The organism is Nitrospira sp. M1 (genome assembly GCF_965152605.1).
In genome coordinates, this window is record NZ_OZ224217.1 from 1,900,302 (window position 1) to 1,912,115 (window position 11,814).

The following is an 11,814-nucleotide window of genomic DNA, read 5'->3' on the forward strand; positions in this document are numbered from 1 at the left end:
ATGGTCTGGTCGGCAACGTTTCTCTTCACCGTTCAAGTTGTGTGTCTGTCCGTATTTTTCACCTTTGCCTTTTTTAATTATTTGTATGCATTTGCCAGCTTACGCAAGCCCTCCATTCCTCGAGTTCCTCACAGTGACGAAGAAGTCGCCATTGTGGTGGTGGCCTACAACGAACAGTTTGTTCTGGAACGGACGCTGAAAGGGTGTGAGCAGTTAACGTATCCGAAGCGATTCACCGTTCTGGCTGACGATTCGACTGATCCCCACATTATCGACCAGATACGTCAATTTGCGATTGCACGTGGCTGTATACGGTTGGATAATCACCCTTTCTTACAAGAGCTGACTACCCCTTCTGGTGAGTTGCAACATGAACCCATAGAAATATGGGAATCCAAGGATTTTGTTTTATTCCATCGGCCTTCCAAGGATGGATTCAAAGCTGGGAGCCTTCGAAAACTTGAAGATTATCTTGCCCATCGTGGCACAAAGTACATGTACTTATTGGATGCCGATTGGAAACCGCAATCCGATGCAGTCGAAAGAACGCTTGAAGTCTTGGAGGCGAAAGATGATATTGCATTTGTCCAAACCAAGAGGGCGGCCTTTCCGTATGGCATGAATCTGTTTCAAAAATATGTGGCGCTGTCTGAAGAGAGTTGTTACTACGTGGACTTTGAAGGACGACAAGTCTTAGGCCATCCTGCGTTGTTTTCCGGGTGTTGTACCCTGTTTCGTTTGTCAGCTGTGGAGCAAGTAGGTGGATTCACTCCTGGACATTTGACGGAAGACATCGATCTGACCAATCGATTGTGGTTAGCGGGTTGGAAAGGCGTCTATTTGGGCAATGTGGTGAATTATGGAGAAGTCCCTTTTTCCCTGAATCATTTTCGACGACAACAGGAACGTTGGTGTACCGGCACGGCCAGGGTTTTTCGGGAGTATTTCTGGGATATTATCCGATCCGATCGGCTTTCAGTCAGCGAAAAAATGTCCGCTCTCCGTCAGAATGCTTATTACACAACTCCGATGTTAACCGGAGCGGCCATTCTTCTCGGCATGCTCACAGTTTGGTGGCTTGCTGTAGGGTGGAATTCCTATGAAGTCGAGTACTATCTTTACCTGCTGAACACTGTGCAGTTTCCGTTTACGGTCGTGATCTGTATTTGCCTGTTTTCGAACCTGATTGAACCATTCGTCATGCTTGTCTTTAAAAAACGTGCCTATCGAGATCTTTTTCATTTCCCCATGATGTTGTGGTATGGCTGGAGCGTGATGCTGACGTATATTGTGGCGAATCTGAAAGGCCTCCTTCGAATGCAATTAGACTGGTTTCGAACTCCCAAATTTCTTCGCCATCGAGTGGGACCTCTTTCAACGAGTCCACTGTCTGTGCGGTCGGTAAACCTCTTCGTTTGCGTGACATTTATTGGGTTTTACTGTGCGGAAGGGTTGGTATTTGGATGGTTTGATCCTTGGGGACTGTTGTTGGTGCCGGCTTTCCTCATCGCTTCTATAAAATGAACGGGATGAGTTGAATGAGGTCGTCCATGTGAACAACATATCTTGGGGGACTGTCATACATAGATAGGGAGTCCCAAAGATATTTGCCAACCGTACGTGTCGAATCATGTAATGTAATAATCATGAGGTTGTCATGAGATGTAACAATACGATTACTAGAACGAACACCTGTGTTCATTATGTTGGGATTCTTGTCGCAACGATTGTATTGTTGGGTTCGGTAGCTGATAGCCTGTATGCTCAGTCACACATAAAAGTCGATATCATTGAACCATCAGGCGAAGGACAGAAAGTCGGGATGAGCGCCGCAATCAAAGGCACGGCCGTTATGCCACAGGACAACTTCCTTTGGATTTTAGTTCATCGAATACGAGGATTTGAAGATCTTTGGTGGCCTCAGGGGGAAGTCAGGGTCAACGCCAAGAGTTCGACATGGATAAAGAATGTACGTTTTGGAGAAGAACGGGATATCGGGTATCAATTCGAAATTGCCGTCATTACAGTCGGAAAGGCTGAACATGAACGCTTAAACCGGTTTATATTTTTGGTGAAACAAACTGGCCACTCAAATCCGATTACAATGCCTTCAACAACCTCGCCACCGGAGTACCGAATTGTTAAAAAAGTACGCCACTGAAGTGGGGTGATGCTTTTGTTCTTTTAATATGGATCCAACAATTCTCTTCTACACCATTCCGCTTCTGTAAACCATCAGTCCAGATATTATTTGTGTTGCTTGCAATTATCGATGCCGAGTGTGCATATTCTAGCCGATTCAATTATAGCGAAACTATATATAAACTGAGGAACTCAAACTGGCTAAGGGATAGCGGATTAGGATTCCCCCCAGAGGTTGTCCCCGGGCTTTTAGGAACCCGGGACAGTGCTAGGTGAATCCGATGCCTCCTCCAGGTACGCAATGGCCTCATTCACAAAGCCATAGCCAAACTCTGGGATTAGGTTTTCTACATTCTCAATAATAATCAGGTCGTAGCGTAATAGAAGCTGCTCCCAACTGATATTAGCTTTCGATTCGATAAGTGTTCCTGTATAAGAGCGCAAAGTCTGAAAATAGTCATACACATCCACATCACGACACATACCATAGTGTTTCAACGCATAGGCGAGTTGATACGAAAAACTGTCCCCGACGATCAACACTCGCGGTTTTTGAGCCGGAGGCATATTCGGCTGTTTCACTAATGGGTACATCTCATCCGTGACTAGTTCATTCGTTGTATAGATGTTCATTAATTTCGCCAAATCCGTATCTTCCCGTTCCGGAGGCCGTTTCTCAAAACCCGTAATCTCGGGTAGAGGGAGGGGCTTGTGTAGTTTTGGGTTTACCCGTTCGCGAAGATCTTTCAAGACGAGGAAGGCTGCATAATCATTCCAATGCATCCCACTTTTTGGAAAGAATGGATGTTCCTCTACATTCTTGAGCTGTGTCAGTATTGCATGTCCATCACTGACCATTATGTTCTTTTTCTTTAACAACGGGAGGATTCTTTGGTAATCGGAAAAGACCGATTCCTCCACATTCATTCGCTTCTTTTGGTGAGTCGAATCCATATACTCCGGGTAAATTTGTGGTTTGCTTGGAGCCAGCACCAGTGCCACGGGCACATTCCGTTTTTCCATCATTAACTGCTGTAGTTTGGCTAGTTGTTGGACGGCTCCTTCCAATTCCGCATTAGTACGCCAACCGGGCCATTGATAGGCTCTTACCGATAACCCCTCAAAGAGCCAATTATCTTTACCCAATAATACTCTGGTTCCTTCTTCCCAATACACGCTCTGACGAAACACACGATAATTAATTTGGTTTGCCAATCGCACCATCGCTGCACGAAATCCGACATGCGTGTTCAACCAGACTTCATATTGCTTTTGATACTCCCCTGAAAACCAATTCTGCCAGCTGAGGTCGACATGAGGCGTAGAGGGAATGACGACACCTTGCAATGGTCTAACCACTACATAGGGTCGATAGGTTTGAACCAGCACGGCCGTCGACGCCAGCGAGATGGCGATAATCCATACAATTCGAAGAATACGTACGCTGTGTGTTTCCTGTATCATCAGAATTTGAAATAGATGAACGGATGATAACCCATATTAGCGATATCGATAATAGCCAGGAATAACAAGATGGTCGCGACCAACCCCTTGTAGTAGGGGGCCCATGTGCTGTTCCCTAGCCATGTTCGCCCTTTCAGAAGCCATCGATTGTCGTCTGGTACAAGTGTAATGACTGCCGCCAACCCCATGATAAACATCGTTCGAGAGTCAATAATTTCCGACAAGAAATAACCAAGGTGACGTTCCGCATTGACTGGAAATTCATAAACCTCTCCCCAACTTTCAAAATCAAACAAACACCCGATGTACAGCAGCGAGAGGTCAAGCGTTTCCATACGGAAGAACACCCACCCGAGTGAGATGAAGAAGAACGTGACCATTTGCGAAACCCATTTAGGGATTTTCGTCCATTTCCACGGTGTGAAAATTTTGTCTAAGGTGAGAAAGAAGCCGTGAAACGCTCCCCAGATAATGAAATTCCAGCTTGCTCCGTGCCAAAAGCCTGCCAATAAGAACACGATCCATAAGTTACAATATTGCCGAAACGGCTTTACCCGATTCCCCCCCAATGGAATATACAAATATTCTTTCATCCAGTTTGAGAGTGAGATATGCCAGCGACGCCAAAATTCTGTAAAATTTCGACTTGCATAGGGGCGGTTAAAGTTTTCGAGAAAATCAAATCCCATCATCTTACCCAAGCCAATAGCCATATCTGAATAGCCTGAGAAATCAAAATAAATCTGCATGCTATAGGCAAAGATGCCAATCCAGGCATAATGCATTGGCAGGTGATGTAACCAGTATGCGAATATCGTGTCTGCAAGTTGTCCCATCGCATCGGCAATGAGTACCTTCTTTCCGAGCCCGACGCTAAACCGATATACGCCTTCCATAAATTTTCGACTCGAATGAACGCGTTCTACCAACTGATCCGCCACGTCATGGTAACGAATAATCGGACCCGCGATGAGCTGTGGAAATAAGGCGACATACAAGGCGAATGACACAAAATTACTTGCCGGACGTACATGACCTCGATACACGTCGATCATGTAGCTCAACTTTTGAAAAGTGAAAAATGAGATGCCGATTGGTAGTGCGATATGCTCCCAGGATAGTGGGTCATGTCCCAACCATCCCTGAGTCACATTCAATTGCTCCATAAAGAAATTCGAATATTTTGCGTAGAGCAATGTGCCAATATTGCTTGCAATTGATGCCGCTAACACACATTTTCGTTTGAATTGTTCATCGTCCGCATGTCGAACTAGATACAAACTCAGTAGATAATCGATAAGCGAAGATCCCAATAACACTATGGAAAAAATCGGCTCTCCCCACGCGTAAAATAGGTAACTCCCCAACAGTGCCACCACATTTTTCAATGATCGGGGCACTAGATGATAGACCATCAGAAGCACGGGCAAGAATACAAATAAGAAAATAGTGGAGCTAAATATCATAAAGGTGCTGTTCGGCTAGGCGAGAGACTGACCTTAATGTGTGTCTCCCGGAGCATATTATGAAATCTGAAATCGTCTCTGGAACTGGTAGGCAGCGAGAATGGTTCTTTCACATAACGAGAACGTGCAATGTGTCATATTATCCAAAGACCAAGGCAATGCTCACAAGGATACCAGAGAAAACTGAAGGGATGGCAAGATGCAACGCAAACTCTCCAACGGACTTGACAAAACAATGTCACGTGAGATTCAGGCACGTTTCTCGATTATATTCTCGTGAAACTCCTTCGAGCCGTTCTTTCAACTCATGCCCTAGGTCGTCGTGTCCGTCCTTGACGATTGTAGAAATTCTCCAACTGCATAGGCAATTCTTCGCTATTGTCTCAAGTCAATAACGGTTCGTTCTCAACCGTCCAGGACCCTGGTGAATTGATGGTTTCGCTGAGTCTTCAGGCCTGGGGCATGTCTCATTCCATCGATGACAGATTGGGAAGTATAGCGGAGGTTTCTATGACTATGTGAGAAAGTTCCGTCGTGCGGTCATCGGGACAAGCCCAGTTCATTTTTTCTCGAAATACTCCGAAAGAGTTGACAAAAGCTCTGGTTGGTTATTTGGAAAGGAAATGAGCAATGAATTGGGGAACGCGTTCGGCCGTACTGATTATGTTTGTCGTGTTGAGCCTCTCACTGGAGGGTATCGACTCTGCCTTCGCCAATCAAACTTCTTTGCAGGAAGAGTCCGCATTTTTTTTGTATTTGACTGACAAGGAGCGTTCGCCACTACTCATAGACTATTCTCCATCGGACTTTGATCCTCGTCATGGCCGTAATTTTCATCTACCATCTCCAGAGTCGATTGAGAAAGATTTGTTTGCCTTACGGCAAGTATTTGATGGCCTGATCGTGTACAGTTATCACCCAAATGTCACTCCGGTGATTCTTGAGAAAGCGAAACAACTTCATTTTCGTGCCGTGGTGTTGGGAATCTGGAGTGCACGTTCAACAAGAGAAATTGCTGGTGTGATTCAACTGGTTCGTCAATATGCTGATAGTATGACGTTGGCCATATGTCTTGGCAATGAAGGGCTGACTTTTCATCGTTACACGATCAATGATTTGCTTCAAGCTGAACACGTAATTCGAGACGAACTCGGCTCGAATCTTGATGTTCCGATCACGACCAGTGAACCAATGAGCAGGTATCGTGATCCTGCCCTCTTTGCATTCGGAGACTTTTTAGCGCCCAATATCCATCCGGTCTGGGAAAAGCCGGCATTGCCTCCCAAAGATGCTGTATTTTGGACGAGAACTCAAGCGATTTCTTTGATGAAAAAATCCCAGAAGCCTGTACTCGTAAAAGAAACCGGATATCCTCATTCAGGTGAGCGACATTTTACGCCACAAGCTCAGGAAAAGTTTTGGGATATGTATGTCAGGGAGGATCGTCTAGTCTATTCACTGTCCAATCCTCATGTTTGGACATCGTTTGCCACGTCGTTCGAGGCGTTTTCGTTACCGTGGAAAGCGGAGCAAAGTGGTGAACCAATCGAAGCGGCATGGGGGTTGATGAGTCAGGATCGTATACCGTTTCCAGCATTTGATACGTGGCGTCAGGTTCGATCACCTCACATTAAAGTGACAGAAAGTCGATAAGACTGCAGGTCGTTGAAGACTCTTTGTGCGAACAGTGTTTCTGCTTGTCATGTACTAATCAATTGGGCTTTTCGTAGTAGAGTTACATGCAAAGCCTCAGGTTTATCAGGCTTAAGTAGGCATTCGTCGTAGGCGCATTCCTTGTGGTGGTCGTGAGGGAGACGGCAATAAAAAAAGGGCCTGGGATATGTCCCAGGCCCTTTTTTATTAAACAGATACCCTCATCTAGATGAGGCGTTTTACATCATTCCGCCCATACCACCCATACCGCCCATACCATGGTCATGACCACCCATGGCTGGTTCCTTTTTCTCTTCAGGAAGATCGGTAATCATCACTTCGGTGGTCAACATGAGACCGGCAACACTGGCTGCGTTCTGCAAGGCACAACGCGAGACCTTCGTTGGATCGATCACGCCAGCTTCAACCATATCGACATAATCACCAGATGCGGCATTGAATCCGCGCGTGGTTGATTCGTCTTTGACTTTTTCGACGATCATTGAGCCTTCTTCTCCGGCATTGATGGCGATTTGTCGAAGCGGCTCTTCTAAGGCACGCCTCACAATATTGACGCCAACTTGTTGGTCATGTGAAAGCTTTAGTGATTCAAGAGACTTAATGCAACGAAGAAGAGCGACGCCCCCTCCAGGAACAATGCCTTCTTCGACTGCGGCTTTGGTGGCATGCAGCGCATCTTCCACGCGAGCCTTCTTTTCTTTCATTTCGGTTTCCGTTGCCGCGCCAACATTAATGACGGCAACACCGCCGACCATCTTGGCCAAGCGTTCTTGTAGCTTTTCTTTGTCATAGTCAGACGTCGTTTCTTGAACCTGAGTTTTGATCTGCTTGACTCGAGCTTCGATGCGCTTCGGATCACCAGCACCTTCGACGATGGTCGTGTTATCTTTGTCGATAGTGACTCTCTTGGCGCGACCGAGATCTGTGAGCTTGACATTCTCAAGCTTCAAGCCGACTTCTTCAGAAATGACTTGTCCGCCAGTCAATGTGGCAATATCTTCAAGCATCGCCTTTCGACGATCACCAAAGCCTGGAGCCTTCACGGCTGAGACGTTCAGCGTTCCACGAAGCTTATTGACCACCAAGGTGGCTAAGGCTTCACCATCAACATCTTCAGCGATGATGACCAAGGGTTTTCCCATCTTAGCGACTTGCTCAAGGATCGGAAGCAAGTCTTTCATCGCACTGACCTTCTTCTCATTGATCAATAGGAAGGCATCTTCCAGTGAGGCTTCCATTCGTTCGGCATTCGTGACGAAGTACGGAGAAATGTACCCACGATCGAATTGCATACCCTCGACCACATCAAGTGCTGTGGTCATGGATTTGGCTTCTTCTACTGTGATGACGCCGTCTTTTCCCACTTTGTCCATAGCTTCAGCAATAAGATCACCAATTGTATGATCATTATTGGCCGAAATGGCACCAATCTGTGAAATTTCTTTTTTCGTTTGGCATGGTTTGCTGATTTTGCTTAACTCTCCGATGACGACTTCAACGGCCTGATCAATCCCACGCTTCAGGTCCATTGGATTCGCACCAGCGGTGATGTTTTTCACGCCTTCACGGAAAATGGCTTGTGCCAATACAGTAGCCGTCGTGGTTCCGTCACCAGCCACGTCACTGGTTTTGCTCGCCACTTCTTTCACAAGTTGGGCTCCCATATTTTCATATGGATTTTGCAATTCGATTTCTTTTGCCACCGTCACACCGTCTTTCGTGATCGTTGGCGCGCCAAACTTCTTGTCGAGAATCGCATTTCGACCCTTGGGGCCGAGCGTTGCCTTGACAGCATTGGCTAAATGATTGACTCCACTCAGAATCGATGCTCGTGCTTGCTCACTATACTGGAGCTGCTTTGCCATATGGTCCTCCTTCAAATCATGCGAGCCTTATCGGCTCACATTTCACGGTTACAAGATTATAAACTGACAGTACGCATAATTCGTTAGTTTTCAAATACACCTAAGATGTCTTCTTCTTTTAAGATGAGGCAGTCATCATTCTCGATCTTAATTTTGGTTCCTGAATACTTATCAAAGAGAACCTGATCGCCAACTTTCACATTATCCACGTCAGGGCCAGCCGCTTCAATCGTGCCACGTTGAGGTTTTTCACGAGCAGAATCAGGAACATAAATTCCTCCTGCTGTTCGTTCTAACTCTTCTGTATAGGTAACAAAGACACGGTCACCTAGGGGGCGAAACCCCTTTGCACTACTTCCAGACTTTTCATCCTTCTTTTCTTTCGTTGATGCTGCCATGTGAACTCTCCTCCTTTGTTTAAACACGAAATGACGATGTATCGTGACTCGACATCGGCCCCTGTGCCCTGTCAGTCATTTTTGTCGCATTGACTGGAATCAGATAAGACTATTCTGAAGGAAGTCAAGAGGCGTGTTGAAGATATTTTTTCAGGCTCGATTGCTGAGATGGTGGTTTTACTGATTGAACAAAACGAAAACGTGGGTATTACAGGTGAATCTGGTCAAAATCCTTCAGGTTGTCTTTCATAAATACCCGTAATCGTTTGATTATTTTCGCTTCGACCTGTCTTGCCCGTTCCTTTGTGATCGAATATTTTTTCCCCAATTCTTCAAGTGTAAGCGGAGATTCAGAGAGTAACCGGTTTCGTAGGATATCCTCTTCCCGTTCAGTCAAGGTCTTGGCAAATTCTCCCAATTTTTTTCGAAACACGACCCGTAATTGGTTGTCTCCAATTTGATCGTCAACAGCCGGCTGCGTGGAGGGAAAGAGGTCGTAAAATGTGCCTTCGTTGTCATCGGTGAGGGGCTGATCTAAGGATAATTCCCAGCTTCCCAGGCGCTGATCCATCTCAATGACATCACGTTCACGTACTTGTAAGCGATCGGCAATTAACTTTGGGTCCGGGACGAATCCTTGCTGTTCGAGCTTCGCCTTTTCTTTTTTGAGATTAAAGAACAGTTTTCGCTGTTCTTGTGTCGTTCCGATTTTGACAAGCCGGAAATTATTCAACAGATAGCGTAGGACATAGGCTCGCACCCACCAAGCGGCGTAGGCGTAAAATCGAACATTTCTCGTGGGGTCAAATTTCTTCATCGCTTGCAACAGACCAACATTGCCTTCTTGAATGAGGTCCATTTTATCCATTCCCACATTGCCATACTCTGTAGCAATTGCCACGGATATTCGTAGATTGGCTAATATAAGTTTTACGGCGGCGTCTTCTTTCCCTTTGACGTGATATTCGTGAAAGAGGCGTATTTCTTCTTCCTTGGTTAAAAAGGGGTAACGCCGGACTTCTGCCAGATAACGATCAAGTGTCGTAGTGGGAACTAGCGCTGTCGAGACGGCTTCCCACGAGGCACTGGTCGTACCTTCAATTAACGGGTCTTCTGGAGCCTGAAGTTTGGAATCTTCGTCTGCTGGAAGGATTTCGATACTTTCAACGTCAATATCCACTGGCCAGTCTTCCTCCTCGGAAGATTCCTGTTGAGGGTCATGCATGTGTCTGTCTCAAGCTTTTTGAAATGGCAGGCCGAATGGCAATGTCGGTCTTAGCGACATATACGTAATTACATAGGGCGATAATGTATGCATTGTAATGAATTTCTCAAGATCCTCTCAAGGATTATGGCCAAGCTACCAGTCTGCATGTCTTCACGTAAATCCCCCTTCATCAGCGAACTAAGAATTGAAACATCCTGAAAGTCTCAACTATAGTTTGTTGTTGACTGAATGAGTCGCGCTTGCTTCATGTTTTGCCAGCATCATTCCGTTTATTCCAGTAACTATTCATCCATTAGGCTCAATGATTTCTTATGATGCGCAATAGCTTTCGTGCGTTAACGAGTGGGTATTGGCCTTCATTAATTGGTGCCTGGCTTCATTTTGAAGTGAGTTTTATGGTCTGGGTGCTTATGGGAGCACTGGGAATAGCTATTTCCGAAGAGTTTGCGCTTTCCGCAACGCAAAAGGGGTTTCTCGTTGCAATTCCTCTACTTGGTGGAGGAGTGCTCCGTATCTTTATTGGACCAATGGTCGATCATTATGGTCCGAAAGCCATTGGGATGCTTGTGTTAGTTTGCGAATGCCTTGCACTTGTATTTGTCTGGCTTTTTGCCTCGAATTACCTAGAGTTGCTCTGTATCGGACTTTTATTGGGCATTGCGGGGGCAAGCTTTGCCGTCGCATTACCACTCGCGAGTCAGGCGTATCCAGCAGCCCATCAAGGGTTAGCCATGGGGGTGGCTGCCATTGGCAATAGCGGAGTCCTCTTGGCGACCTTGCTGGCCCCCCGCATGGCGCATGTCGTTGGGTGGCGTAACACGTTCGGGTTGATGGTTATTCCCGTTGTTGTAACAGCAGTCATTTTTTGGTTTACGGTTGGCGCATCAGAACTCTCGTCAGTGCGCAAAGACTCAATATCCGTCAGAAGCTTATTACGTCATGCCATAAGTCAGAAGTTAATGTATTGGTTGTGCTTTTTGTATGGAGTAACATTTGGTGGATTTATAGGTTTAGCAAGTTTTCTTCCCATATTCTTTCATGATCAATATCAAATTGACATGATTGCGGCTGGAACGATGACAGCTTTTTGTGGCCTGGCTGGTAGCGTGGCGCGGCCTATTGGCGGGCATTTGGCTGATCGATATGGAGGGATGAAATTACTTCAAATCCTTTTTCCTGTTGTTGCCATATTGTGCATTGTGCTAGGGCAATTGCTGTCTCCCGTGTGGACATACCCCGTGTCAATAAGCGTACTTCTTCTTCTTGGATTTGGGAATGGTGTGGTTTTCCAGGTGGCGGCGACTCAATTTCGGCATATTATTGGGACGGCATCTGGTCTGATCGGAGCGGCAGGAGCCATGGGAGGTTTCCTCCTGCCAGCATGGTTTGGCATGCTCAAGGACCTGTCTGGTACATTTTCTTCCGGGTTTTGGGTTTTTGCTTGCATGGCAGGCCTTGCAGGGCTTAGTGTTCTGATTATTCCTCGTTCAAGCCGATTCCCAATACATCAAGAGTCTGGTTAAGACCGCTCTTTATGCTAGAATGCGAAAACAATTCAAATGAACCGATCACCTACT

Annotated in this window: 9 protein-coding genes; 4 read left to right on the forward strand and 5 right to left on the reverse strand. The window is 46.0% G+C overall.

All coding sequences use genetic code 11. The features are described 5' to 3' along the window. Both ACWHX8_RS08675 and ACWHX8_RS08680 read left to right on the forward strand, forming a co-directional pair. Nucleotides 1-1,524 carry a glycosyltransferase family 2 protein gene (locus tag ACWHX8_RS08675; RefSeq protein WP_447971556.1) on the forward strand — a complete coding sequence of 508 codons (1,524 nt, stop codon included), beginning with the start codon at nucleotides 1-3 and terminating at the stop codon, nucleotides 1,522-1,524. A gap of 133 nt (nucleotides 1,525-1,657) precedes the next feature. Next, entirely contained in the window at nucleotides 1,658-2,161 is a 504-nt protein-coding gene (locus tag ACWHX8_RS08680; RefSeq protein WP_447971557.1) for a hypothetical protein, read from the forward strand. A gap of 230 nt (nucleotides 2,162-2,391) precedes the next feature. Here ACWHX8_RS08680 and ACWHX8_RS08685 read toward each other — a convergent pair whose 3' ends face one another. Continuing rightward, nucleotides 2,392-3,606: an alginate O-acetyltransferase AlgX-related protein gene (locus ACWHX8_RS08685; protein WP_447971558.1), complete on the reverse strand. Its 1,215-nt coding sequence runs from the start codon at nucleotides 3,604-3,606 to the stop codon at nucleotides 2,392-2,394. Next, on the reverse strand, nucleotides 3,606-5,006 hold the full coding sequence (locus tag ACWHX8_RS08690; RefSeq protein ID WP_447971559.1) for an MBOAT family O-acyltransferase: 1,401 nt from the start codon (nucleotides 5,004-5,006) through the stop codon (nucleotides 3,606-3,608). Before ACWHX8_RS08690 ends, ACWHX8_RS08685 begins: the two co-directional genes overlap by 1 nt. 696 nt (nucleotides 5,007-5,702) lie before the next feature. Here ACWHX8_RS08690 and ACWHX8_RS08695 point away from each other — a divergent pair. After that, nucleotides 5,703-6,725 carry an exo-beta-1,3-glucanase gene (locus ACWHX8_RS08695; RefSeq protein WP_447971560.1) on the forward strand — a complete coding sequence of 341 codons (1,023 nt, stop codon included), beginning with the start codon at nucleotides 5,703-5,705 and terminating at the stop codon, nucleotides 6,723-6,725. A gap of 239 nt (nucleotides 6,726-6,964) precedes the next feature. Here ACWHX8_RS08695 and groL read toward each other — a convergent pair whose 3' ends face one another. The 3 genes from groL to ACWHX8_RS08710 all read right to left on the reverse strand — a co-directional run bounded on the left by groL (nucleotide 6,965) and on the right by ACWHX8_RS08710 (nucleotide 10,234). Beyond that, the gene (gene groL, locus ACWHX8_RS08700; protein WP_447971561.1) at nucleotides 6,965-8,611 is read right to left on the reverse strand and encodes a chaperonin GroEL; all 1,647 of its coding nucleotides are present in this window, start codon (nucleotides 8,609-8,611) and stop codon (nucleotides 6,965-6,967) included. Between the two features lie 83 nt (nucleotides 8,612-8,694). Next, nucleotides 8,695-9,009 (reverse strand): co-chaperone GroES, encoded by a 315-nt coding sequence (locus ACWHX8_RS08705; protein ID WP_447971562.1) that lies wholly within the window; start codon nucleotides 9,007-9,009, stop codon nucleotides 8,695-8,697. Nucleotides 9,010-9,217: 208 nt separating this feature from the next. Then, nucleotides 9,218-10,234: a sigma-70 family RNA polymerase sigma factor gene (locus ACWHX8_RS08710; protein ID WP_447971563.1), complete on the reverse strand. Its 1,017-nt coding sequence runs from the start codon at nucleotides 10,232-10,234 to the stop codon at nucleotides 9,218-9,220. 314 nt (nucleotides 10,235-10,548) lie between these two features. Here ACWHX8_RS08710 and ACWHX8_RS08715 point away from each other — a divergent pair, with 314 nt between their 5' ends. After that, on the forward strand, nucleotides 10,549-11,760 hold the full coding sequence (locus ACWHX8_RS08715) for an MFS transporter (protein ID WP_447971564.1): 1,212 nt from the start codon (nucleotides 10,549-10,551) through the stop codon (nucleotides 11,758-11,760). Nucleotides 11,761-11,814 lie beyond the last annotated feature (54 nt).

Excerpts from the sequence above, each read along its gene's own strand:
- ACWHX8_RS08675 (WP_447971556.1), top strand. The coding sequence starts at position 1 with ATGGTCTGGTCGGCAACGTTTCTCTTCACCGTTCAAGTTGTGTGTCTG.
- ACWHX8_RS08680 (WP_447971557.1), top strand. The coding sequence starts at position 1,658 with ATGAGATGTAACAATACGATTACTAGAACGAACACCTGTGTTCATTAT.
- ACWHX8_RS08685 (WP_447971558.1), bottom strand. The coding sequence starts at position 3,606 with ATGATACAGGAAACACACAGCGTACGTATTCTTCGAATTGTATGGATT.
- ACWHX8_RS08695 (WP_447971560.1), top strand. The coding sequence starts at position 5,703 with ATGAATTGGGGAACGCGTTCGGCCGTACTGATTATGTTTGTCGTGTTG.
- groL (WP_447971561.1), bottom strand. The coding sequence starts at position 8,611 with ATGGCAAAGCAGCTCCAGTATAGTGAGCAAGCACGAGCATCGATTCTG.
- ACWHX8_RS08705 (WP_447971562.1), bottom strand. The coding sequence starts at position 9,009 with ATGGCAGCATCAACGAAAGAAAAGAAGGATGAAAAGTCTGGAAGTAGT.
- ACWHX8_RS08710 (WP_447971563.1), bottom strand. The coding sequence starts at position 10,234 with ATGCATGACCCTCAACAGGAATCTTCCGAGGAGGAAGACTGGCCAGTG.
- ACWHX8_RS08715 (WP_447971564.1), top strand. The coding sequence starts at position 10,549 with ATGATGCGCAATAGCTTTCGTGCGTTAACGAGTGGGTATTGGCCTTCA.